Raw genomic sequence first — 23,802 nt, 5'->3', positions numbered from 1 at the left:
GAATTCAACCATGATCATGAAACCACTTGGCCGCACCGGCCTGTCCGTCCCGCTGATTTGCCTTGGCACCATGACTTATGGCGAGCAAAATACCGAAGCCGAGGGCCATGCCCAAATGGACTATGCCTTTGAGCGCGGGATCAATTTCTTTGATACGGCAGAGCTTTACGCCATCCCCCCGCGCCCTGAGACCAGTGGCGCAACGGAACGCATTATCGGCACTTGGATGAAAGCGCGCGGCAATCGCGACAAGATTTTCCTTGCTTCCAAAGTCGCTGGCCGCTCGCCCATGAATTGGTTCCGCGACTCAGGTGAAGGCTCCCGCGTCAATAAAGCCAATATTGACGAGGCGATTGAAAAGAGCCTGAAGCGCCTGCAAACCGACTATATTGACCTTTACCAAATCCATTGGCCCGACCGTCGCGTGAATATGTTCGGCGGCTGGAGCTACCGCGATTATAAGGATGATTACACCTCTTTTGAGGATGTGCTCGCGGCCTTGGCGCCTTGGGTCGAAAAGGGCGTGATCCGTCATATTGGCGTGTCGAACGAAACCGCTTGGGGCGTGATGCGCTTTGTCCAAGAGGCGGAGGGTAAGGGCTTGCCGCGCATTGCGACGATCCAGAACGCCTATAATCTTGTCAATCGCACGTTTGAAACCGGCCTTGCCGAAGTTTCCATGCGCGAAAATGTCGGCTTGTTGGCCTATTCGCCCCTGGCGCAGGGCTATTTGACTGGCAAATATCTGGGTGGCGCGCGGCCACCCGGCGCGCGGACGACGTTGTTTGAGCGTGGTCAGCGCTATCAGGGTCCGGGGGCAGAGCCTGCGATCAAATCCTATATCGAGCTTGCCGCCGCACATGGTCTAACACCGGTGCAGTTGGCTTTGAAATTCTGTGCGACGCGGGAATTCATGACTTCTGTCATCATCGGGGCCACGACGGTGGAGCAATTGAGCCATGCGATTGAAGCCTTTGACAAGCCTTGGACGCCAGAACTCGAAACCGCGGTTGAGACCTTGCATTCCACCATCCCCAACCCCTGCCCCTAAGATCAAAGAAGCCCATGCTGCGCCTCTTTGTTGCCTTGCCTTTGCCCGATGCGATTGCCGACGCGGTGGTAAAAACCCAAAGCGGCCTCGAGCGCGCGTCGTGGAGCAAGCGGGAGAATTTGCACATCACCCTGCGCTTTGTGGGCGAGGTGGATGAGGCCAAGGCGACCGACTTAGATTTGGCTTTGGCCGATATTCGCCTTGCGCCGTTTGAAGTGGCGCTGCAGGGCGCTGGCTTTTTCGGTCATTCAAAGCCCTATGCTGCTTGGATGGGCGTTGCCCCCAATGAGGCGTTGAACCTCTTGCAACGGGCATGTGAACGGGCCTGTCGGCAGGTGGGTCTTGAACCCGATACCCGCGCTTACACCCCCCATGTCACCACGTGCTATTTGCAAGATGGCCATAGTTTGGAGGCGGTGATGGCCTATCAAGCGCGCCATAATCTGTTCAAAGCAGGGCCGTGGATGGCCGACCGCTTTTACCTGTATGCCAGCCATATCTCAAAGAAGGGCTCAAATCTGTATAGCGTCGAGGCGGAATATCCATTGGCGCTCTAAAGATAAGCACCAATTTGCCATGGCACAAATTCTTCGTCGCCAAGGCCTAAAGTTTCTGACTGGGTTAGCTTACCAGAGGCGGTTTCGATCAATGCTTCAAAGATACGCGTACCTGCCGCCTCAATGCTTTCGCCCGCTAGGATGGGCGAGCAGTCAATATCCATATCCTCATCCATATGGCGGGCAAGGGCCTGGTTGGACGCAAGCTTCAAGCACGGGCTGGGCTTAGAGCCAAACACGCTGCCGCGCCCGGTGGTAAAGGCGATCAGATTAGCCCCTGATGCAATCTGGCCCGTCGCGCTGCACGGGTCGTAGCCTGGGCTATCCATAAAGACAAAGCCCTTGTCGGTGATGGCTTGCCCATAGCGATAGACAGCATTCAATGGCGTGGAACCACTTTTGGCCACCGCGCCCAGCGACTTTTCCAAAATCGTGGTGAGGCCGCCTGCCTTATTGCCGGGGGAGGGGTTGTTATCCAAGCTTGCCCCATGCTTGCCGACATAGTCTTCCCACCAAGCCAGACGATCCTTGAGAGCTTGGGCGACCTCGCCATTCTTGGCGCGTTGGAGCAAAAGATAGTCTGCGCCATAAATTTCTGGGGTTTCTGACAGAATGGCGGTGCCGCCATGGGCCACCACTAAATCACTCGCCGCCCCCAAGGCGGGGTTCGCGGTGACGCCAGACCAGCCGTCTGATCCACCGCATTGCAGGCCGAGAGTTAAGGCGCTGATGGGGGCAGGTTTGCGTCGTGCTTGATTGGCTTCTTGTACCAATTCTTGCACCAGCCCACGGCCATGCTCAATCGCCCGCGCCGTGCCGCCCACGTCCTGGATCGTGAAGGTCTGTAGTCGGTCAGAACGGGCAAGACCCATGTCTTGGACCAATCGGTCTAATTGATTGACCTCGCAGCCCAGCCCGATGATGACGACCGAATGGAAATTGGCGTGGCGGGCATAGCCGGCCAAGGTGCGTTGAAGATTATCAACCCCATCGCCCGTGCTGGCCGTGCCGCAGCCTGTCGTGTGGGTAAAGCTGGCCACGCCGTTGACATGGACAAACTCTGCCATGCGGTCGTCATGGAAATGGGCCGCGATACGTTTCGCAACAGTCGCCGAACAATTCACGGAAGTCAGAACACCGACATAATTACGCGTGCCCACTTGGCCGTCAGCACGGTGATAGCCCTCAAATGTGCGCGGATGCAGGATAGCTGGGAGAGGCCGCACATCGCGGCCGATCGCGGCTTCTTGGCTGCTGGCAACAAAGCCCAGATTATGGCTATGGACATGTGACCCGGCCTCAATCTGCACTAAGGCTTGGCCAATGATGGCCCCATATTTGACAATGGCCTCACCTGCTTGGATCGACCTCAGGGCGATTTTGTGCCCCGCAGCGATGGGCTCGCGTGCGCAGATATCGCTAAGGCCCAGCGCGTCACCTGTCGCCAAAGGCACTAAAGCAATGCCGACATCATCGGCGGAATTCAGGCGCAGGACTTTCATGGCGCAGCCTCTTTCTGAACCAGTGCTTCAACCGACGCCTGCGCACCTTCTTTTAGGAGTGTATCGAGGGCCGCCCCAATGGCGGTTACAAAACGAGGATCACGCGAAAGATCTGGGCCAAAGACAGCCTCAAGCGAACAGAGGCTTGCGGCCTTTTCAAAGCCGTTCTGGCCCTTCTGATACAGCACACGGGTTTGGGCCGCGTAGGGATCTTGGACTTCATAAAGCTGTCCGTGCGCGTCGACGCCTGCTTGCCAGCGCATCCAGCCTGCAACGGCCAAAGCGAGGCAGGCAAAGTCTTGCCCGCGTGACATCCGGGTCGCCATGGTGGCCAACAAACGCTGCGGTAATTTCTGCGAGCCATCCATGGCGATTTGATAGGTTCTATGCATCAAGGCCGCATTCTTAAACCGGCGCTTGAGGTCAGCGCGATAGGCCGCAAGATCAAGGCCCGCAGGGGGGGTCAATGTGCTTTCGGCTTCATCTTGGAGATGATCGAAGAAGCGTTCAAAGGCTGGATTGGCCATGGCTTGATCGACGGTCGAATAGCCCGCCAAATTGCCGAGATAGGCGAGCGCAGAATGTGCGCCATTCAACAAACGCAGCTTGGCCATTTCCCAAGGCGCAACATCTTGGGTGAATTGCGCGCCGGCCAATTCCCACTGCGGTCTTTCACCAGCAAATTGATCCTCAATCACCCATTGTGAGAAGGGCTCCGTCTTGACGAGGCCAAAGTCCTGCACGCCGAACTCTGCTGCAAACTGGGCCAAATCATCGGGCGTGGTGGCGGGCACGATGCGGTCAACCATGCTGGCCGGGAAAGCACCAAAATGCTCAATCCAATCGGCAAGGCTCTCGTCTTGCGCGCGGGCAAAGTCCAACACGGCTTGTTTCAATCGCCCGCCATTGTCGGGCAGATTATCGCAGGACACAGCGGTAAATGGGGCAAGGCCCTGCGCTTTGCGGGCGGCTAAAGCGGCAACCAACAGGCCTGGTGCCGTAGCCGGTGCATGTGGCGTCACCAGGTCAGCAGCAATGGCTGGATCGTCCATCCGCAGCGCGCCCGTGGCCGGATCCAGGTGATAGCCTTTCTCGGTGATGGTCAGCGTCACCACATGGACGTCTTTATCGGTCATGGCGGCAATCAATGCGGCTGGGCTTTCCGGCGCAACAACGACATTTTGGATGGCACCAATCACACTGGCCCGGCTTTCGCAGCCTTCGCGCACCAAACAGCTATAAAGGCCCTGTTGCGGGTTGAGTTGGTCGGCCACTTGCGGGCTGCGAAGGCTTGCCCCCAAAATGCCCCAGCGTAGATCGCCTGCCGAGAGACAGGCTTCGCTATAGACGGCCTGATGGGCGCGGTGAAAGGCACCTACACCCAAATGCACTTGGCCGACGCGCACTGCCCGCCGATCATAAGCAGGCCTCTTGAGGCCGTTTGGGAGTTGGCTGTCGGAAAGACGGATCATCTCACAACCGATAGGCTTCTTTGGCCAGCCGATAGGCTAGGTCATAAGCCACTTCAGCCGCTTCATCGGCTTCTAGGCGGTGGTCGCACACCAATCGCGCCAGCCAGGCACAATCCATGCGGCGGGCGACATCATGGCGGGCCGGAATGGACAAAAAGGCGCGCGTGTCGTCATTAAAGCCAACGGTGTTGTAAAAGCCTGCGGTTTCAGTCGTCATTTCGCGAAAGCGCCGCATGCCCTCGGGGCTATCGTGGAACCACCAAGCAGGCCCAAGTTTCAGGGCAGGGTAATGGCCCGCCAAGGGGGCCAGTTCGCGGGCATAGGTGCTTTCGTCCAAGGTAAAGACGATGACCGACAGGCGCGGATCATTGCCATGGCGATCCAGCAAAGGCTTGAGGTCGCGGACATAATCGGTGCGGGTGGGAATATCGCTGCCCTTATCGCGACCAAAGCGACTAAAGACGTCCGCATTATGATTGCGGAAGCTGCCCGGATGGATTTGCATAACCAAGCCGTCATCAAGGCTCATGCCCGCCATTTCAACCAGCATATGGGCACGGAAAGTCTCAGCATCTTGTGAGGAGACAGGGCCCTGTGTGACGCGCGCGAACAAAGCTTCAGCCTCTGGGCCACTCACGTACATGGTCTTTGCCGTCGGGTGGCCATGATCGGTAGAGGTAGCACCATGGGCTTTGAAATAGGCCCGCCGATCGCGAAGGGCCGCCAAATAGCCTGCATAGGTCAGAGCGTCTTGGCCCGTGATTTCTGACAAGGTGCGCAGATTGTCGACAAAGCCCTCATAATCTGGGTCGAGTACCGGGTCCGGGCGGAACGCGGTGACGACGCGGCCTTTCCAGCCAGATTTGGCGATGGCTTGGTGATGCTCCAACAGGTCGAGCGGGCTTTCGGTGGTGGCGATCACTTCAATATTGAAGCGCTCAAACAAGGCGCGCGGCAGGAAATCATCTTGGGCAAGCTTTTCTGCGATTACGTCATAATAATGATCCGCCGTATCGGGGCCGAGCCGGACTGTCAGGCCAAAGACGTTTGAATAGACCCAATCATGCCAAAGGCGTGAGGGGGTGCCGCGGAAGCGCCAATAGTTTTCCGCGAATAGGCGCCAAATCTTGCGCGGGTCGGTCTCGGTCCAGCCACCATCACCACGCGGCACACCCAGGTGCTCCATGGGAATGTCCTGACTATAGAGCATGCGAAACACATAATGGTCTGGTGTAATCAAAAGCTCTGCTGGATTAGCGAAGGGCGCATTGGTCGCAAACCAAGAAGGATCGGTATGGCCATGTGGGCTGATGATGGGCAGGTCTTTGACCGTCTCATAGAGCGTGCGCGCTATGTTGCGCTGGGCGGGGTCAGAAGAAAATAAGCGGTCTGCGTGCAGATTGAGGGCGGTGGCAGAGGGGCGGGGCATAAAGGTCATGATTAGGTCGCAAGTCCGCGGTAGGTAAAATAAGTAAAATTGGCTGCCCCGGTGCCGCTGACATATAGGGCAGGCTTGAGGCTTAAGAAGTCGCCATCGGTATTGTGATGATAGCCTGAGACTTCCATCTGAACTGGGAACTTCGCCCACGCCTTACCGTCAAGACTATGGTGGATGGTCACAATATGGCGGTCGTTGCGGATGCGCAGATAGAGCGTTTGGGCGAGGCCTGCTGGCGCACGGGATCGGCGTTGGCGACCATAGCGGTGCATCACGAGGCCGTTGCCGTCAAAGCCAAGACCCGCATAGAGCCGTTTGGAATAAAATAGAAGGAGGCCAGCCTCTGCTCCGGGCTCTAGGGTGATTTTCGTCTCCACCTCATAGGCCAAATCGCCAGCGATCACGCTCACGGGTGAGGCCGTACTCGGGCTTGTGCCTTTGGCCGTAAGCCGCAGGCCTTGTGGGCCGATTTGGAAGCGGCGCGCCTCATCGCGGGCAGGCTCATAAAAGGACCAACGTGTGCCTAAATGATTGCCGGAAAAGTCATCCGAGAGCGACTTGCCATGCGGGCTGATGGGCCGCTTAACGGGCTTTGGTAGAGGCTGTGACAGGTCGCCACCAGCAGCTAAGGGCCAGCCGTCCTGTGTCCAGCGGACGGGGTCGAGCAGCATTTGTCGACCCAAAGTCCAAAAGCCATTCTCATAGCCGTGATAGGCCATCCACCACGACCCATCCGGCACTTGGCTCAAAGTAGCATGGCCGCGCGACCACCATTTTTCTTCCGCAGACCACGTGCGGACAATCGGATTATGGGGGCAATCCTGCCAAGGGCCGCCTAGGTCCTTGGCCCGGGCCACGATGACCATATGGCCGGTGGGTGGGCCGGCCGTGCCGCCAACAGCGGTAATCATATACCAATAGTCGCCGCGTTTGGTGATCTTTGGACCCTCGGGCGAGAAGCTCTCAACCGTCCAAGCGTCTGGGTAGCGCCACGGGTCATAGACATGTTCGACAGGTCCAGCCGTCGAAAGACCATCGGCAGCCAAGGCCACCCGGTCGCCACCACTGAGGAACAGCCAGCGCTGGCCTGCCTCATCAGCCACATGATCAGGATCGATATGGGCAGGCAGTTTTAGATCAATCGGCTCGCTCCACGGCCCCTCAATCCGGTCGGCATGGATAACATAGATAGAGCGATAGTCCGACGTCCGTGCCGGAATATAGAGGTAGAAACGGCCATGATGTTGGGCCAGAGCAGGGGCCCAGACAGAGCCGATATAGGTCTTGAGGGCGGCCGTCACGGGGGCCCAATTCACCAAGTCTTTCGACTGCCAGATGACAAGGCCCGGATAGGCCTCAAAGCTTGAGAAGGTGAGGTAGAACGTGTCGCCGACGCGGATCAGAGCAGGGTCTGGATGGTCGCCAGGAAAGACGGGATTGAGAAACCGGCCCTTGCCAAGGTCGGCGCGTCGTTGGCCATCAAAGCCTGTCGCCCATGTCTGCTTGCGCCAAGCGGCACCATGCGGCGAGAGCAGACCCTCTTGTCGAGCAGCAGCGAAAAGACCTGACGGAGACACGGTTGAACTGGCAATCAGCCCAAACGTGCCCCCGATCAGATCCCTGCGGTCCACGAGTTTAGAACTTCATCCGTGCGCCAAAGTAGAATTGGCGGCCTGAATTGGAGACGTCGAACAACAAATCATTGGCGACATTGCCTTGAGCAGTGTTGTAGGTGATGCGGCTATCTTGAGCCTCATCGGTCAAATTGGTGCCTTCGAGCACGAATGTGATGCGGTCATTGAGCTTGTAAGACACCTGCATGTCCAAAGAGCTCACACCCTCTTTGCCCCACAGATCGGCTGACGATCCAGGCAGGAGGACCGAGATATAGCCGTCGCGATAGGAGTAGGACACCCGACCCGACAATTTCTTGCCTTCATAATAAAGCGTCGCATTATAGGAATTGGGCGACATGCCGATCAGATTATAGGCGGCATAGGTTGTTGCGGTCGCTGTCGAGGAGATCACATAATTGATCGTCGATTCCACCTGCGTGTAGTTCAAAATCACGCCGGTGTCCGACAAGAAGCTTGGCAAGAAGCTAAACGGCTGGTTGACCGAGACCTCAAAACCTTGCAACTCGCCGCCCCGGGTGTTGACAGGCTGGGTGACCGTATAGGCCGTCGCGAGACTTTGGCCCGTGCCATCCAATAGCGAGACATCATAACCCGTTTCACCAAACGGAATGGTGCGCACTAAGGATTGGATCCAGGATTCCAAATCCTTCTTGAACAAGCTGACGGTGAACAAGGTGTCCTTGGAAGGATACCACTCAATGCTCATGTCATAGGTGTTGGCACGGATCGGGTCGAGATTGGGGTTGCCGATGCTAAGCGTATTGCTGGTGGTGTTGATCGACCCTGCCGGCGAAAGGCTCGCCAAGGTCGGGCGCGACATGGCTTTGGCAGCTGCAAAGCGGACCAAGACATTTTCCATCGGCTCAATCGTCAGATTGAAGGCTGGCAAATAGTCTTCATAAGAGCGTTTCAGTGTGATTTTCTCTAAGACCGCACCGCGCGAGAAGAAGCCGTCCACGGTTTGCGATGTGCCGACATAGCGCACACCGATATTGCCGCGGACCGGCATGGAACCAAGCTCGGTCTGGAAGTCAGACTGCACATAAAGGGCTGTATCTTCTTCTTGAGCCGAACGGTTGTTTGCCCGCGCATTATTATTGATCTTATTGACGGTGAACTGACCCCATTGATTGGTGCAGTTACAATTATAGTCAAACTTGGCGCGGATCTTATCCAGATCGGGAACCAAATAAGTCAGACCGGCTACGGTAACGGCTCGGGCATAATTGATCAGATTGCCGTTCAATTCGGTAACGATGCCAGACCCTGGTGTGGCGGCTTCGTTAGAGGTTTGGTCTGAAGTCGTGTAGCGACGCCATTCTTGGGTCTCAAACGAGAACACCTTGAACGAGCCACCAAACTTGAACTTCACAGAGTCATTCCACTCATATTTGAAGTCCATCGCGCCGGTATTATAGGTGTTTTCAACCGTCTGAGGACGCAAGCGGATCAAGGATGCGTCGCCATTGGCGTTGGTTGCGGCGGTGGTTGAAGAAGCTGCAGCATATTGCCAATAGCAACCTTGAGAAATGTTACAGCCCGTCGCGCTTCTGCCAAAGTCGATGATCGGCTTGGTCATGTCCGTCAGGTCATATTTATAGCCTTGGACATTGTAGGACTCGAAGGTGAAGGTCGTTTGCTCTGGGTTGTCGAGATAGGAGCGCGAGCTGCCGATCAAGAGCCTGCCCGAGAATTTATCGTTGAATTGCTGATCGAGCGTGAAATTGACCTGGTTGAACGTGGTCTTCAGCGCGTCAAAGCGCATTTCGCTGCGGATATCGACGTCATTGAAAGACGCCTTGGTGATCACCTTACGGCTATCGATCGTGTAATCATAAATATCGCTTTGCGGCACACCTGCTGTATTGCGCGAGAAGGAGATGGGCTCGAGGTTATATTCGATCCGGTCTGCGCTGAACTCAGAATGCAATACATCCAAAGTGAAGGTGGTGTTTTCGGTTGGGCGATATTGCAGCGAGCCTGTTATCCCCAAACGTTCCGCATCGGTGATGAATTGACTGGTGCGCAAGAAGCGTGGGTAGATGGCCTGCGTCACGGCCAAGGCTTCACCCGTCAAAGTCGGGTTGGTGGCGCTGACTTCGGTGGTGCTGCACACGCGGGTGGTTGGCGTGGTGCACGGCGTGATTTGAATGAAGGTGCGGCCGCCATCGGTTGAGTAGGATTGCAGGCGGCCTGCATTGCCGGCGGAATAGGCATTTTGCCAGCGGCCTGAGTTCGGGCCTTCTTCAAAGTTTTGTTTGGTCGAATAAGCAATCGAGAACAGAGCCCCCAATTTGCCATCTGCCCAGCGGTTCGACACCATGAAGGTCCCGCGCTTGCCGACATCTTCCGACAAATCATTATAACCAGCCTGCACCGAGCCAGCCATGGTGAAGCCCTTGTAGTCGAAGGGGCGGGCGGTGCGTAGATCAACCGTTGCACCCAGCGAGCCTTCTTCGGTTTCTGCCGAAGTCGACTTGCGGACGGTCAATGAGTTGAACAATTCCGAGGCAAAGACGTTGAAGTCAAAGCCACGGCCACGGTTTGCCCCGCCGTCCTTGTCTTTACCCCCGGTCGTGGAGATGGCTTCAAGGCCATTTAAACGCACGCGGGTGAAGTCTGGTCCCAAGCCCCGCACCGTGATCGTCTTGCCTTCGCCACCTTCCCGGTCGATGGCGACACCTGGAATGCGCTGAAGGGATTCTGCTAGATTATTGTCAGGGAATTTGCCGATGTCTTCGGCCTTGATCGAGTCGACAATGTCGATTTCCGCGCGCTTGGTCGCAATCGCGGAGCGTAGCGACTCGCGGAACGACCCCCGTACGATGATGACTTCCGCTTGCTTTTCCGTTTCGCCGGCGCTGGTCGTGGCGGTTTGCGCGTGGACGAGACCAGCCTGGAGGCTTGCCGCAGCAACACCCATCATCAGAACGGCGGTAAGACGTATCTTCCGTGACATTGTTAACTCCCCTCGAGGCGGTGCCCCTATTTCGTCTTTCTGGGTTTCCCGCAACAGCGCACAGGGACCCATTCGACAGTCTTTTGCTACCGGTAGCATTTTCGAAAATGTCACCGGTGTCAATCCTAATTTGACCACAGGATGAAACTTGATTGCAGTACTGGGGGCAGGTCAATGTAGATGGGCCTTGCTTGCGAGGCTGTGAGAGGCAAGGCTAAAGGGAAAAGACGCATGCAGAGGTTTTTGTGAAACACGAAGCTGACCCAGACGACGCAGAACCCACTTCCAGCCCGCAAGCTGCGGGCGGGGAAGCTGTTTTGCGCGGGAAGGCGACCATTAATGATGTGGCGCGCTTGGCCAAGGTTTCTAAAAAGACCGTCTCCCGCGTGATCAATGAATCGCCCTTTGTGAAGCAAAAGACGCGCGATGCCATCAAGGCGGTCATTGCAGAACTTGGCTTTACGCCAGACCCACAGGCCCGCGCCCTTGCCCGTCGGAAGAGCTTTCTGGTTGGCCTTGTTTATGACAATCCAAGCCCGCAATATGTGGTCAACATCCAACGCGGCATTTTGGATGCACTTGAAGGCACGGATTTTCAGTTGGTTCTCCATCCATGCGACCGATCTAAGCCTGATCATGTCGCCCGCATCCAGTCCTTCATCCAACAGCATAAGCCCTTTGGCTTGATCTTGCCGCCATCGGTATCCGAGGATGAGCCTTTGGCCTTGGCATTGAATGAGGCCGATGTTGATTATGTCCGTATTGCCTCGGTTGAACTTGATACGCCCTCGCGCATGATCCGCACCTTGGACGGCGATGGCGGAGCGGCGGCTGGACGGCATTTGGCCGACCTTGGCCATCGCAATATCGCCCATATCCACGGGCCTTTGAGTTTCCGCTCTACCCATGAACGCCGCGCTGGTTTTGAGCGGGCACTGGCAGAGGCAGGCCTCGGGCTGCGTCCTGAGATGGCGGTCGAAGGGGGCTATACGTTTGAAGGGGGTGTGGCCGCGGCCGAGCATTTGTTGGCCCAGCCCCATCCGCCCCAAGCCATCTTTGCCGGCAATGATGAAATGGCAACCGGGGCCTATGTTGCGGTGCGCCGGGCGGGATTCCGTATTCCGGAAGATATCTCCATCGTCGGGTTTGACGATACCCCGATTGCCGGTCGGTTGTGGCCCGCTTTGACCACGGTCCGCCTGCCGATCCGCGAAATGGGCTCGGCTGCTGCGACCTTGCTGCTCCAGACCGCCGATGGCATGACGACCAAGAAATTCATCACCTTCTCGCCCGAGATCATTGTGCGCGGCTCAACGGCGGCACCAGAAGGCCAATAAGCGACGTAATCGCACTTGCCGACAGACAGCCCCACTTGTCAGATGAAATCTTCCCGTATAAGACTTTGTCTCATATGACACCGGTTACCATAATGGTGACGGCGCTGGCTTGGGAGGGCCAAAAAGATGTTCGACAAGGTTTATCACGCCACCCATCCAGACATGATGGCCGGGGCCGATAATGACGCGCTGCGCGCCCGCTATGTGGTTACGGGCTTGTTCCAAGCCGATGAAATTCATCTGAATTATTCGCATAATGAGCGGATGGTTGTTGGTGGCGCGATGCCCGTCCATTCCCAAGTTGTGCTGCCACATCAGACCGAGCCTGCCTCTGCCGCTGGTCATCCTTTCTTGGAACGCCGCGAACTAGGCCTGATCAATGTCGGCGCGGGCGTCGGGATCGTCCATGTCGACGGCGTGGCGCATGAGATTAAGCCGCGCGACGGCCTCTATGTGCCGATGGGCTCAAAAGATGTGATCTTCGCGTCGCAATCGGCTGATGCACCTGCCAAATATTATCTGGTCTCAACCCCAGCCCATGCCCGCTTTGAAGTCGCTAAAATCTCGATCGAGACGGCTGTACCGCTCGAGCGTGGATCGCTGGCCGAATCCAATGAGCGCGTGATCTACCAATATATCGTGCCCGCGACGGTGAAGTCCTGTCAGCTATTGTTAGGTCTGACCCAGCTCAACACCGGCAGCGTCTGGAACACCATGCCGCCGCACCTGCATGACCGCCGTTCAGAAGTCTATTTCTACTTCGGCTTGGGCGAGAAGGATCGGGTTTTCCACTTCATGGGGGAAGAGGATAAGATCCGCCATATCGTCATGGAAAATGATGAGGCCGTGATCTCGCCGCCTTGGTCGATCCATATGGGTTCGGGCACCCGCAATTATTCCTTCATCTGGGCAATGGGCGGGGAAAACCTCGACTATACAGACCTCGCGGTCTGCGACATCTGCCAGTTGAAATAGGCCGGGGGAGAAGATCATGAGCCTTTCTTTTTTCAACCTGTCCGGCAAAGTCGCGCTCGTCACGGGTGCTAACACAGGTCTCGGCCAGGGTATCGCTTTGGCCTTGGCTGAAGCGGGGGCTGATATTGCCGCCGCTGGCATCGTTCCTGCGGACGAGACGGGTGCCAAGATAACGGCGCTGGGTCGTCGTTTCATCAATATTGACGCCAATCTGATGAGCATTGAGCCTGTGGACCGCATTGTGGCAGAGACGCTGTCGGGTCTCGGCGGTCTCGACATTCTGGTCAATAATGCAGGCCTCATTCGCCGTCAGGATGCAGTCGATTTCTCCGAGAAGGACTGGGATGATGTGATGAATGTCAACATCAAGTCCGCCTTCTTCATGAGCCAAGCCGCCGGTAAAGTGATGATTGGCCAAGGCAGCGGCAAGATCATCAACATCGCCTCAATGTTGTCCTTTCAAGGCGGCATTCGCGTGCCGTCTTATACGGCATCCAAGAGCGGCATCGCTGGCATCACCAAGCTGTTGGCGTGTGAGTGGGCGGCTAAAGGCCTCAACATCAATGCCATCGCGCCCGGCTATATGGCGACGGACAATACCGCCCAATTGCGGGCAGACGAAGAACGCTCCAGCGACATTTTAAAGCGCATCCCCGCTGGTCGTTGGGGTGAGCCTGCCGATTTAGGCGGGACGGCTGTCTTTTTGGCGTCAAAAGCGTCAGACTACCTTAATGGAGCCGTCATCCCCGTCGATGGCGGGTGGCTAGCAAGGTAAAGCGCCATGGCAGGGTCAGTCGTTTGTTTCGGGGAATTGCTGATCCGCTTAAGTGGGCCAGGCCATGAGCGTCTGTTGCAATCGCCGCGCTTGGATGTGGCGATTGGCGGGGCTGAGGCCAATGTCGCCGTTTGCCTCGCCCGCTTTGGCAATAAGGCCCGCATGGCAAGCGTGGTTGCCGATAATGACCTTGGCCACGCCGCCATTGCTGAAATCCGCAAGCATGGCGTGGACACACAGCTCGTACGCCAAACCAAGGGCCGGATGGGGCTTTATTTTCTCTCTCAAGGCGCGGTCAGCCGCCCGTCGGCCGTCCTCTATGATCGGGCAGACAGCGCATTTGCAAATTCGGCTGCCGATCTGACTAACCCCGCTGACGTCCTAGAAGGGGCTGACTGGCTGCATGTTTCAGGCGTTACCCCCGCAGTTGGGCCACAGGCGTCCAAGGCGGCCTTGGCCCTTGTTAAGGCAGCGACCCAAGCCGGAGTTAAGGTCTCGTTTGACGGCAATTATCGCGCCCAACTTTGGGCTGCGTGGGCGGGCGATGGGCCTGCCATCCTAAAGCAAATCCTGTCGCACGCGACTTTAGCCTTCATCAATGAGCGCGACGTGGAACTGATTTTGGGGGAGCGCTTTGAAACCCGCGAGGCCGCATTGCAGCGGGCTTTTAAGGTCTTCCCGCGGCTTAACTGGATTGCCGCGACAACCCGTACGCTGGCTTCTGTCACCCATCAGGGCTTGCAGGGTGAACTGGTGAGCCGCACGCAGCGCTTTGTCTCAAAAGAGCATGAGCTTTCAGGCGTTGTCGACCGTATTGGCGCGGGTGACGCCTTTGCAGCAGGCCTGTTGCATGGTCTTCTGGCAGGCCACGAACCCCAAGCCGCCTTGGAATTTGCCGTGGCTTCAGCGGTGATCAAACATTCCATCCCCGGAGACTTTAACTTGACCCGTGTGCAAGAGGTTTCCGACGCCATGGCTGGGAGTGGGCTCGATGTCCGCCGCTGAGGCAGGCCCTGTGGCGGCAACAGCCTCCCGCCGACTGATTTTAGCTGGTGGCCTGATGGCCGGTCTGGTTCCACAAAACCTCTTTGCAGATGAAGCCCAAAGTCTCGTCCAAACCACTTTCGGCCCCGTTCGTGGGCGCAAGCAGGCGGGCTTGCATGTGTTTAAGGGCCTACGTTACGGAGCTGATACGGCAACCACGCGCTTTGCGAGGCCGAAACCGCCCGTGCCGTGGAAAGATCCGGTTGCAGCAGTCGATTATGGGCCAGCCAGCCCGCAAGCGGGCAGCGAGCCCAATCAATCTGAAGATTGCTTGTTCCTCAATATCTGGACTGCAAGCTTGGATGCGCGCGCGAAAAAGCCCGTCATGCTCTATATTCATGGCGGGGCCTATCATACCGGCTCTGGCTCTTCGCCTTTAACCGATGGCAGCGTGTTGGCGGCTGAAGAAGATGTGGTGGTTGTGACCGTCAATCACCGCCTCAATGCCTTTGGCTATCTTTATTTGGGTCAACTCATCCCCGAGCTTGCACCCGATAGTGGCAATGCGGGGCAATGGGATTTGGTGCTGGCGCTCACCTGGGTGAAGGCCAATATTGCCCGCTTTGGCGGCGACCCGGCCCGCGTCATGCTGTTTGGGCAGTCGGGCGGTGGGGCGAAGATCGCTTCTCTGATGGCCGCCCCGTCGGCTTCTGGCCTATTCCATGCGGTCGCGACTATGAGTGGGCAGCAAGTCACAGCCTCTGGCCCTCTAAACGCTACCGCGCGGGCCAAAGCTTTCTTGGAAGCTCTAAAAGTCTCGCCGCAAGACGTATTCAATGTGCCAAGTGCGCGCTTGATTGAGGCCTTAAATAGTGCAGACCCGATCAATGCTACGCAAAAGCTCTATTTCGGGCCGGTATTGGACCAGCGGCATTTATCGCGCCACCCATTCTGGCCAGATGCGCCGCCCCAATCCGCGCGTATCCCCATGATTCTCGGCAATATGGCCAATGAGACGCGCACCCTGATTGGCCGTTCCCACCCGGCTGCCTTTAGCCTGACTTTTGAAACGCTCCCTGCTTGGCTTGCCACCCATATGCGGACGGATATTTCTCCCGCCCATGTGATGGCGACGTATCAGGCTGCTTATCCCGGCATTTCCGCGTCTGACCTCTTTTTTGCCGCGACCACTGCTGGGCGGTCTTGGCGTGGGCAGGTCGAAGAGGCTGACGCACGCGCCCGCCAAGGGGCGCCAACTTGGGTGTATCGCTTTGACTTAAGGAGCCCTGAAGATGGCGGCAAATGGGGCGCTTATCACACACTCGATATCCCCCACGCTTTCCGCACGCTGGCAGCTTCCGGCCCGATGACGGGGACAGGCCCAGAGGCACGCAAAGTCAGCAAAGAGCTTTCCTCGGCCCTGGTCAGTCTGGCCCGCAACGGCACGCCTCAGGCTAAGGGCTTACCAAACTGGCCGCACTATAGCCTCGCGCGGCGCGAGACGATGATTTTTGACGCCCACACACGGGTAGAATTTGATCCGCGTGGGATTGAGCGCGCCCTATTCCAGACTGTGCCTTTCATCCAATGGGGTAGCTGATGGCCCGCCTGATATCTTCTCTTGCCTTGGCCAGCGTGCTTTTGGCGGCCAGCGCCGGCGCGCAGACTCCCGCTGAACCCATACGCGCTTTCCCCGGGGCTGAGGGCTTTGGCGCTTTCACCCAAGGCGGGCGCGGCGGGCGCGTCATCAAAGTGACCAATCTGGCAGATGCAGGCCCCGGCAGTCTACGCGCCGCGATTGAGGCCAAGGGGCCCCGCATCATCCTGTTTGAAATAGGCGGCATGATCGAGCTACAATCGCCCTTGGTGATCCGCAACCCCTTCATCACCATCGCCGGCCAAACCGCACCCGGCGGTGGCATTACGCTCAAAGGCCATGCCCTGTTGGTCTCGACCTCTGAAGTCATTGTGCGCTTCATTCGCGTGCGGCCGGGCGATCTCTCTAAGACCGAAACCGATTCCATTTCGCTGACAGCGGGTCGCAACATCATCATCGACCATTGCTCGGCCTCATGGTCGACCGATGAGACCTTGTCGGTTTCCCAGCAGATGACGCAGGGCGAGCGGCAATTGGACCTTGTGACGGTGCAATGGTCCATCATCTCAGAATCCTTAGACCAATCGGTCCATTCTAAAGGCGCGCATGGATATGGCTCGTTGGTGCGCGGATCGGCAGGCTCACGCTATAGCTTCCACCATAATCTCTGGGCGCATCATCGCGCACGTCTCCCGAGACCGGGAAATTTCGCCGATGCCAAGCTTGATCCACAAGGTCCGGTGTTCGATTTCGCCAATAATTTGTTTTACAATTGGGGCGGTGATAGTGCGGGCTATAATGTCGATGAAACCGCGATCAGCCGCTACAGCTTCCGCGCCAATTCCTATCGCCAAGGCACAAATTCGAAATCCGCTCTGGCCTTTGTTGAATCTGCACCCGGCGCGCAGGCCCACTTCTCTGGCAATTTCATGAATGGCGTCCTGGTGGAGACCGCTGCCCTTGTGCGCTTAAAGCGCCCGCCTGAGGGCTATTTTTCCAATACCGCGTTTGAAACGGGCGGGCTGGTGGTAGAGCCTGCGCTTGTCGCGGAAGAAAAAGTCCTGGCGCGGGCCGGGGCATCTTTGGTGCGCGATGACGTCGATAGTCGCGTGGTTCAAAGCGTGCGTTCAAAGACCGGCCAAATCATCAACTCCCAAGACGAGGTGGGCGGTTGGCCTGTCATGGCAAGCGGGACCACACGGCCCGACCAAGATGGCGATGGTTTACCCGATGCGTGGGAAATCCAGCATAGATTGAACCCAAATGATGCACGCGATGCAGCTCTAGACCCCGATCAAGACGGCATCAGCCATCTTGAGGTCTGGCTGAATTCTCTGGTGCGCTGATTAAGCCACCAAGCTTGGCAGCCACAGCGACAACTGCGGGAAGACCATCACAAAAGCCAGCACGATCAATGCGGCCAGATAGAAGGGCCACATGCCGCGCACGGCTTCCATCACGCTAATCTTACCAATGGATGCGCCCAAGAACAGGACTGAGCCGACTGGTGGCGTCACCAGACCAATCCCAGCCGACAAGATCAACACGACACCAAAATGCACCGGGTCGATGTGATAGGCTTTAGCTACCGGCAAGAAGATCGGGGTGGAAATGATGATGAGTGGGGCCAAATCCATGAAAGTGCCTAAGACCAAGAGGCACAGCACCATCAGGACAAGAACCGTCAACTTGTCATGGGCAATCGCCTTCATGGCATCAACCGCATGGCTGGGCACTTGCAGATAGGCCATCATCCAACCAAAGGCGCCGGCCGCCCCAATGACGAACAAGACCGAACCGGTCGTCTTGGCGGCCCCCTTGGCTGCGTCCAAAAAGGCGTTCCAGCTTAGGCTGCGATAGACGATCAGAGTCACCAAGACCGCATAGACCACGGCAACTGAAGCGCTTTCAATCGCGGTGAAAATCCCGGCCTTGATCCCGACAAAGATGATCAACACCAAAACCAAAGCGGGCAAAGCGGTGACAAAAGTCGTCACTAGCGCGCGGGCGCCGATCTTACCTTCAGCCTGATAACCGCGCTTGACCGCCAATATATAGGCCGTCGCCATGACAGCCAGCGCCAGCATCAAGGCTGGAATAATGCCGGCAGAGAAAAGGGCAGTGATCGAAATGCCGCCACCAGCAGCGGCAGAAAATAGGATCATATTGTGGGATGGGGGCACCAAGAGTGCGACTAGGGCTGCCGAAATCGTTACATTGACGGCATAATCCTTATCATAGCCGCGCTGGGCCATTTGCGGGATCATGGTGCCACCCACGGCAGAAATGTCGGCAATGGCAGAGCCCGAAACCCCGCCAAACAAGGTTGAGGCCACAACGCTGACTTGGGCGAGGCCCCCGCGGAAGCGGCCGACCAAAGCGCTGGCCAGCGCGATGATCCGCTCTGAAATGCCACCCTTCAGCATCAATTCGCCTGCGAACACAAAAAGCGGAATGGCCAGAAGGCCCACATTTGAAATATCGGCCGCTGCTTGTTGGCCTACCACCATGGGCGGAATACCCGACACCAAGGCCGCGCTGATCGTTGAAATGATCAACGCGATCGCTACTGGCGCGCCAAGGACCAAGAGAAGGGCGAAGACAAGGAAAAGCGCTGCGAGTGCCATCGATTTCGTCCTTAGTTTTTCATTGGCGCGAATAAGCGCTCGGCGGCAAACAGCGCCATGATGGAAGCGCCAACAGCAAAGGGCACATAACGTATCCCTGCCGGAATTGGGGCACCCGCCATGCTGACATCCCAATTATCGAGCGCGAGATTGAGGCCCCAATATGCCAACAAAAGAGCAACACCCAAGGTGAGGACGAGCAGCAATCGCCGCACCAGCGCTTGTAGGCCCGCTGGCATGGAGTCGAGGATGTTGGAGAACGAAAAATGTGTGCCCTCGCGCACCCCAACGGCGGCGGCCATCATCACCGTCATCCCCATGAAGAAAACGGCTACTGGCTCTGTCCAGCCCGGGGAGTCATTGAGAATATAGCGGGCAAAAACTTGCCAAGCTTGAACCAAAGTAATGATGACGAGGCCGGTTAGCGCGAGGATTTTGCAAGCATTGGCCAAAAGGTCCAGCGGACTTTCTTGACCTTTGGGTGGAGCGTTTTGTTCGTTTTCCATGTCAAACCATCGCTTTAATCGCCGCGTAGAGACGGGCGACATCTGGGTTGTTCAGACGTTTGGCATTGACGGGGTCACAGACTGCCTTGAAGGCAGCTTTATTGACCTCGACCACTTTGGTGCCGGCGGCGAGTGCTTTGGTGCGGGATTCAGCCTCGGTTTTGACCCAAGCCTCGCGCATGATTGCCACGGACTCCTTGGCGAGATCGCGGACTAAGCCTTGGTCCTTTTGGCTGAGCTGGCCAAAGCTTTTGGCCGACATCATCAGAAACTCTGGCGAGTAGGAATGCTGGGTCTCGGACCAATAATGCGCGACTTCGAGGTGCCGGGCTGTTTCAAAAGTTGGCCAGTTGTTTTCTGCCCCATCAATCAAGCGGCTTTGGAGTGATGAATAGACCGCACTGAAGCTCAAAGGTGTTGGGTTTGCCCCCATGGCACCAATTGCTTCGATAAAGACATCAGACTGCGGCACACGGATTTTCAGACCATGCAAGTCCTTTGGCGTCTCAATCGGGCGGTGGGTATTATAGAAGCACCGCCCGCCAGCATCGTAAGAAGCCAAACCAATCAGTCCGCGCGCCTTAAACCCATCCAAAATCTCTTGACCGATCGGTCCATCCAAAACGCGGTGTAAATGATCGTCATTCTGGATGACGAAGGGCATGGAGACGACTTGGGTGAGCGGGAACGCATTGTTGAGGGCAGCCGCATTGGCGCGGCAAATATCGATCACGCCAGATTGGGCCAGGGCAATTGTATCGTCCTCAGCCCCCAATTGGCCGGACGGATAGCTGCGGATGGAGAGGCGACCCCCGGTCTCCTTGGCCAAAGCCTCGCCCAGCCACTTTACCGCCATCACTGTGGGATAGCCGTCACGATGAACGTCGCATGCGGTCAAAACGCCCGAGGCGCTGTGGGGTTGGCACGCAGAGACAAGTGGTAAGGCAAGGCCAGCTGTGGCCAAAAGAGAGCGGCGTGTAACCATCATGTTTGTCCTGAACTTGAAGGGCCGGCCAAGCGATGGCAGGCAATTATTCCGTCTTGGCCAAAGTCTGCTATCGCATGATCGCCGGGCTTGGCGTCATGAACGCCTGAAACCGCCCCTGTAGAAATCAACATGCCGCGCTTGAGCGGTAGGCCGCGCCCTGCAGCACAATTCAGCGCAAAGACCAGCGATTGGGTGATGCCGCCTGGAAATGCGGTGACAACCCCAGTCCCAACCACATTGCCGTTAATCGTCACGGCGCACGTGAGGTCTTCCAAGCGAGCGCGCCAGTTCAGGACAGGTTTGCCCAGGATCAACCCCCAATTATTGCCAAAGTCCGAGACCACGACGGCTGGCCCCAGGTCATTAATCGTTGCAAGCGGGCTACCCGCCACTTCAATGCCGGTCCACAGCTCACCCACCAGATCTAGAGCCGAGCTGGCGTCATAATCGGTTTTGCCGGGGATGGCGTCGGCGGCAAGCTCAAACACATATTCGCCCTCAACCGCACAAAAGCCGTCTTGGATCGCCGCAAAGCTCTCCTCGGTCTCGCCTGTGGCGCGCTGTAGGGATGCGGCAAAAATGGGCCCAATCAGACGGTCTGTCCCATGGACGGCAACCAAATCGCCGAGAATGCGCCCCACTTTCCAGCCAACCAATTTGTCGGGCCAGCCCGCAATTGCGGCATCCTGAATGGCGTAGGATTCATCGAGGACGCGCGGCAAGGGCCCCGGGAAGTCTGAAAGGGCGGTTTTGCTTAAACGCGCAGCTCGAAACTGGCCAGCAATGACGCTAGCCTCGGCGGCGCTTGAAGGCTCTTTCACGGAGTCGCGGGTTTGAAACATGTGCGCTTTTGTCCTTTGATTTTCATGATTGCGCATTTTGGAAACCGGTGTCAATATGCATGAACAACACAAAATCGATGGTCCATCTATCCTTTGGATCGTCAAACAGGGGAGAAGCGGCATGAACCGCAGACAGCTTTTGGGCGCGACTTCAGCGGCAGGTGTGGCTTTGATCGTCAGCCCCGGCATGGCGCAGACCTTGGCCGCCGCGACGGCTCAAAAGGCTTTCCCCGGCGCCGTCGGATGGGCTGCGAACACACGTGGCGGGCGTGGCGGGCAGATTTTGCGCGTCACGACTTTGGCCAAGGATGGCCCGGGTTCTTTCAAGCAAGCTTTAGAAACCAAGGGGCCGCGAATCATTGTGTTTGAAGTGGGTGGCGTCATTGATTTGGAAGCCACGACGCTGAGAATCACCGAGCCATTTTTGACGATTGCCGGACAAACCGCCCCATCGCCCGGTATTACCTTGATCCGGGGCGGCATCGATGTGGCCACCTCTGAGGTCATCATGCGCCACATTCGGGTGCGGGCAGGGGAGGCTGGCAAGCCTAAGATGAGCGGCAATGACTTTGATTCCTTCTCCACCATTGGCGCGCGTCATGTGATCGTTGATCATTGCAGCCTGACTTGGGGGACAGATGAAAACCTATCCGCCTCTGGCCCACGCTTTACCGGCAAAACCCCCGCTGAATGGCGGGCAGGCACCTCGCGCCAGATCACCTATTCCAACAATTTGATCGCCGAAAGCTTGGCCAATGCGACCCATGCGAAGGGAGAGCATTCGAAGGGCTCTCTCATCCATGATAATGCCAACGACATCCTGATCTATCGCAACATTTATGCCCACAATGTTGAGCGTAATCCTTTGTTTAAAGGGGGCGTGCATGGCGCGATCATCAATAATCTGATCTATAATCCAGGCTATCGGGCTATTCATTACAATCTGATGGCCAATGAATGGGGCACCCAAACCTTCCAGAATGGCCGGATGACTGTGATTGGCAATGCTATGCGCGGCGGGCACAATACCGCCCCCGGCCTGCCGCTGGTGATGTTAGGCGGGCAGGGTGATCTCGACCTGTTCCTGCGCGACAATATTGCCCAAGATATGAATGGCAAAGCCCTCCCACAAACGGGTCGCTACACCTCTGGTGCCGCAAAAATCAATCTGGCAACCCAGCCACTCGACCTTCCTGCGGGCTTAAAGATTAGCCCTGCCTCTGGCCTTGAAGCAGAGCTGTTGACCAAGGTTGGTGCCCGGCCTTGGGACCGCGACGCCCATGATGTGCGCATTTTGGCTGATATTGCCGAGGGTCGCGGAAAAATCATCGATAGCGAAAGTGAAGTCGGCGGATATCCGGTGCAAAAGCCAACCTATCGCGCGTTTGTCCCGGAGGATTGGGACTTATCGACCATGGAACCCCGTCGTCCCGATGTGCTGGATTCAGGCGCTAAATCACGCGGGACCTAAGGCCTCGGGAAGCCCTTATCCTGCGCCCAGCTCAACACGAGGTTTGGCCAGACAGCCAAAGGCGTACCGGCAATGCCCCGCAGACCAAAGCCGTGGCCGCCTTTTTCAAACAGATGTAGCGTCACGGAAGTTTTCGCCCGCCGCGCTGCCTCGTAGAGCGCTAAGGCGTTTTCAACCGGAACGGCAGGGTCATCGCTTGCGTGCAGGATGAAGAGGGGCGGCGCATCGGCCCGTGCCGAGGTTTCAAGGGAATAAGCGACAATCGCTGCAGGCCTGGGGCCTTGCCCGATCAGATTCTCGCGCGAGTTGGCGTGGCGAAAAGGCTCCGTCATCGTCACGACCGGATACATCAGGACAGCCAAGTCAGGTTTGGCCGACAGACCATCCACATTGTCGAGCGGTGGGGCAACGTGTTGGTCGAATTTGAGGGCGAGTGAGCCTGCGACATGGCCGCCCGCAGAAAAGCCCATGACCATGATCTGATTGGCTTGGATGCCGTCTTGGCTGGCCCGCGAGCGGATCAGGCGTATGGCGCGCTGGGCGTCTTGCAAGGGCGTATCTGGCCCTGCCGCCCAGCCCTGATGGGGCAGGCGATAGCGCAGCACATAGACCATATAGCCCTCGGCGGCAAAGCGCTCGGCCCCCTCATAGCCTTCCTTGTCGATCACCACCAAGGAATATCCCCCACCTGGAATCATCAGAATGGCAGCCCCGTTGGGCTTCTTCGGTCGGAAGAGGCTGAGATTGGGGGTTGCAACCTGATGGACGGCGCGGTCGAGCAAATCGAACGAGGTGTTGCGGAATACAATTTCTTCCTTCGGCAAAGGGTTGGGCGCACCGAGTGCCGTGCCGGGCCAGAGTTGGATGATCGCGTCAGGCTCTATGCGCACCGCCGCCGTCTGCGCCTGTGACAGGGCGGGCCAAGCGGCTAACGGCACCAGCGTCATAACCATTCGAGCCATAAAGCGGGTTAGGCGCGTGGGGCTGGCTAAGCTTTGCATCACATCTCCCATCCTTGGATTTTTCACCGCTCTATCCACTAGGTGGAGGCGGCCTCATTATGCCTAAGCCGGGTCAGTCATAG

Annotated in this window: 19 protein-coding genes; 9 read left to right on the top strand and 10 right to left on the bottom strand. The window is 57.2% G+C overall.

Translation table 11 applies throughout. The annotated features are described in order from the left end of the window. Positions 1-10: 10 nt before the first annotated feature. Both B7364_RS16245 and thpR read left to right on the top strand, forming a co-directional pair. The gene (locus B7364_RS16245; protein ID WP_085341097.1) at positions 11-1,051 is read left to right on the top strand and encodes an aldo/keto reductase; all 1,041 of its coding nucleotides are present in this window, start codon (positions 11-13) and stop codon (positions 1,049-1,051) included. Between the two features lie 14 nt (positions 1,052-1,065). Beyond that, positions 1,066-1,608 (top strand): RNA 2',3'-cyclic phosphodiesterase, encoded by a 543-nt coding sequence (gene thpR, locus B7364_RS16240; RefSeq protein ID WP_085341096.1) that lies wholly within the window; start codon positions 1,066-1,068, stop codon positions 1,606-1,608. On the opposite strand, the gene B7364_RS16235 is transcribed toward thpR, so the two are convergent. The 5 genes from B7364_RS16235 to B7364_RS16215 are packed head-to-tail and all read right to left on the bottom strand — an operon-like array spanning position 1,605 to position 10,616. Next, the gene (locus B7364_RS16235) at positions 1,605-3,110 is read right to left on the bottom strand and encodes a UxaA family hydrolase (protein ID WP_085341095.1); all 1,506 of its coding nucleotides are present in this window, start codon (positions 3,108-3,110) and stop codon (positions 1,605-1,607) included. The two genes, thpR and B7364_RS16235, sit on opposite strands and share 4 nt — an antisense overlap. Then, positions 3,107-4,582: a mannitol dehydrogenase family protein gene (locus tag B7364_RS16230; protein ID WP_085341094.1), complete on the bottom strand. Its 1,476-nt coding sequence runs from the start codon at positions 4,580-4,582 to the stop codon at positions 3,107-3,109. Before B7364_RS16230 ends, B7364_RS16235 begins: the two co-directional genes overlap by 4 nt. 1 nt (position 4,583) lies before the next feature. Beyond that, positions 4,584-6,011: a glucuronate isomerase gene (gene uxaC, locus B7364_RS16225; RefSeq protein WP_085341161.1), complete on the bottom strand. Its 1,428-nt coding sequence runs from the start codon at positions 6,009-6,011 to the stop codon at positions 4,584-4,586. An 11-nt stretch (positions 6,012-6,022) separates the two neighbouring features. Beyond that, positions 6,023-7,651, bottom strand: coding sequence for a family 43 glycosylhydrolase (locus B7364_RS16220; protein WP_232780935.1), 1,629 nt, complete (start codon positions 7,649-7,651; stop codon positions 6,023-6,025). A gap of 4 nt (positions 7,652-7,655) precedes the next feature. Next, positions 7,656-10,616: a TonB-dependent receptor gene (locus B7364_RS16215; RefSeq protein ID WP_085341093.1), complete on the bottom strand. Its 2,961-nt coding sequence runs from the start codon at positions 10,614-10,616 to the stop codon at positions 7,656-7,658. Positions 10,617-10,861: 245 nt separating this feature from the next. Between B7364_RS16215 and B7364_RS16210 the strand changes: the two genes are divergently transcribed. The 6 genes from B7364_RS16210 (at position 10,862) to B7364_RS16185 (ending at position 17,630) form a co-directional block, all read left to right on the top strand. Further along, on the top strand, positions 10,862-11,953 hold the full coding sequence (locus B7364_RS16210) for a LacI family DNA-binding transcriptional regulator (RefSeq protein WP_232780934.1): 1,092 nt from the start codon (positions 10,862-10,864) through the stop codon (positions 11,951-11,953). A 126-nt stretch (positions 11,954-12,079) separates the two neighbouring features. Then, complete coding sequence (gene kduI, locus B7364_RS16205; protein WP_085341092.1) at positions 12,080-12,928, top strand: 5-dehydro-4-deoxy-D-glucuronate isomerase; 849 nt, start codon at positions 12,080-12,082, stop codon at positions 12,926-12,928. A 16-nt stretch (positions 12,929-12,944) separates the two neighbouring features. Next, positions 12,945-13,703, top strand: coding sequence for a 2-dehydro-3-deoxy-D-gluconate 5-dehydrogenase KduD (gene kduD, locus B7364_RS16200; protein ID WP_085341091.1), 759 nt, complete (start codon positions 12,945-12,947; stop codon positions 13,701-13,703). 6 nt (positions 13,704-13,709) lie between these two features. Further along, the gene (locus B7364_RS16195; protein WP_085341090.1) at positions 13,710-14,708 is read left to right on the top strand and encodes a sugar kinase; all 999 of its coding nucleotides are present in this window, start codon (positions 13,710-13,712) and stop codon (positions 14,706-14,708) included. Further along, positions 14,695-16,287 carry a carboxylesterase/lipase family protein gene (locus B7364_RS16190; RefSeq protein ID WP_085341089.1) on the top strand — a complete coding sequence of 531 codons (1,593 nt, stop codon included), beginning with the start codon at positions 14,695-14,697 and terminating at the stop codon, positions 16,285-16,287. Before B7364_RS16195 ends, B7364_RS16190 begins: the two co-directional genes overlap by 14 nt. Then, a complete protein-coding gene (locus B7364_RS16185) occupies positions 16,287-17,630 on the top strand; it encodes a pectate lyase family protein (protein WP_106407665.1) in 1,344 nt (447 codons plus the stop codon). Before B7364_RS16190 ends, B7364_RS16185 begins: the two co-directional genes overlap by 1 nt. Here B7364_RS16185 and B7364_RS16180 read toward each other — a convergent pair whose 3' ends face one another. Genes B7364_RS16180 through B7364_RS16165 form a run of 4 tightly spaced genes read right to left on the bottom strand, consistent with a single transcriptional unit; the run spans position 17,631 to position 21,247 of the window. Continuing rightward, positions 17,631-18,911, bottom strand: coding sequence for a TRAP transporter large permease (locus tag B7364_RS16180; RefSeq protein WP_085341087.1), 1,281 nt, complete (start codon positions 18,909-18,911; stop codon positions 17,631-17,633). Between the two features lie 11 nt (positions 18,912-18,922). Continuing rightward, positions 18,923-19,417, bottom strand: coding sequence for a TRAP transporter small permease (locus tag B7364_RS16175; RefSeq protein ID WP_157893760.1), 495 nt, complete (start codon positions 19,415-19,417; stop codon positions 18,923-18,925). A gap of 1 nt (position 19,418) precedes the next feature. Further along, entirely contained in the window at positions 19,419-20,402 is a 984-nt protein-coding gene (locus B7364_RS16170; RefSeq protein WP_106407669.1) for a TRAP transporter substrate-binding protein, read from the bottom strand. After that, positions 20,402-21,247 carry a 2-keto-4-pentenoate hydratase gene (locus B7364_RS16165; protein ID WP_085341158.1) on the bottom strand — a complete coding sequence of 282 codons (846 nt, stop codon included), beginning with the start codon at positions 21,245-21,247 and terminating at the stop codon, positions 20,402-20,404. Before B7364_RS16165 ends, B7364_RS16170 begins: the two co-directional genes overlap by 1 nt. Before the next feature lie 121 nt (positions 21,248-21,368). Between B7364_RS16165 and B7364_RS16160 the strand changes: the two genes are divergently transcribed. Beyond that, complete coding sequence (locus tag B7364_RS16160) at positions 21,369-22,718, top strand: pectate lyase family protein (protein ID WP_157893759.1); 1,350 nt, start codon at positions 21,369-21,371, stop codon at positions 22,716-22,718. Here B7364_RS16160 and B7364_RS16155 read toward each other — a convergent pair. Then, complete coding sequence (locus tag B7364_RS16155; protein WP_232780933.1) at positions 22,715-23,719, bottom strand: alpha/beta hydrolase; 1,005 nt, start codon at positions 23,717-23,719, stop codon at positions 22,715-22,717. The genes B7364_RS16160 and B7364_RS16155 overlap by 4 nt on opposite strands. Positions 23,720-23,802: the final 83 nt, after the last annotated feature.

It is taken from the genome of Aquidulcibacter paucihalophilus, from assembly GCF_002105465.1.
GTDB lineage: Bacteria > Pseudomonadota > Alphaproteobacteria > Caulobacterales > Aquidulcibacteraceae > Aquidulcibacter > Aquidulcibacter paucihalophilus.
The sequence above is the reverse complement of the archived record's forward strand: the minus strand, read 5'-3'. Positions and strand labels throughout refer to the sequence as shown.